The sequence below is a fragment of the Microbulbifer okhotskensis genome, assembly GCF_023895975.1.
In the GTDB taxonomy this organism is placed as follows: domain Bacteria; phylum Pseudomonadota; class Gammaproteobacteria; order Pseudomonadales; family Cellvibrionaceae; genus Microbulbifer; species Microbulbifer okhotskensis.
Map to the genome: position 1 here is coordinate 1 of NZ_JALBWM010000314.1, position 936 is coordinate 936.

The 936-nt window shown below is 42.4% G+C and carries 1 protein-coding gene; it reads left to right on the forward strand.

What is annotated here, in order from left to right:
* The first annotated feature begins 232 nt into the window (after window positions 1-232).
* Window positions 233-715, forward strand: coding sequence for a YcxB family protein (locus MO867_RS22260; protein ID WP_252473247.1), 483 nt, complete (start codon window positions 233-235; stop codon window positions 713-715).
* Window positions 716-936: the final 221 nt, after the last annotated feature.

The window sequence follows — 936 nt, forward strand, 5'->3', positions numbered from 1 at the left end:
CTACAGGGGACTTTCACCCCATTAGTTCACGCCCATGCTGGGCGTACCAAGTTTAGGCAAGGACAAATTACTACGCCTTCGATTCCGTAATTTGCCGTTGCTAAAGGCGTTATGTGGGGCTAAGTCGAGGTCTTATTGAGAGATGTGGCGTAACTGACATTAGCTTTAAAGAATCATCCTGACACTCACTGTAGTGCTACGACAAATTTACCAGACACAATAAGTTGTTTTTATGCAGCCTTTTAATACTCAATTTACCTTATCTAGAGATTTCCTTGCCGAATGCTTTGATCAGTCTCTACCCTATGGGAAAAATGTCAAGCCCAATTATCTTTTTCCTATATTATTATTATCTTCTGGTGCGGGATTACTGTTATTTATTGAGCAACCTAAGATCGCAGGTTGCACGTTAATTGCATTAGGCGTGCTGGAATTGATTCACATTCGATTTCGACGAGCTTGGTGGTTAGCACGGCAGATGCTTGGGAAAAGTGCCGGTAGTGAAGTGAAATTAACCATAGATAAGGATGGAATCCAGACACAGAATCCTTATACGATAACAGCTCTGTTGTGGACAGATATCGAGCGTATTATTGAAACCGATTTAGGGCTTATTTTGGTGGCTAAATCTGGGGGGCAGCAATACTTGTCTAAATCGTTATTACCTGCTGAATTAATTGATGAGATAGTTACCAAGATTAAGGGTAAACATTGATTTCAATAAAAATTAAAATCGTGCCTACAATGCAGTTAATACAATACATAAGTCGGGTAGCCGGTAGTTTCTAGCTACCGGCCCCCACACGATGGTCGCTAGCGGGCTGGGCCTACTTATAAGTCAGCGGCCACGCTGACAGCTTCACAACAGCAAGTTAAACAGCCCCCCCCAGATAAGAGTGTGAACTTCCACTAAACAACTGCATCATTTACTCTACC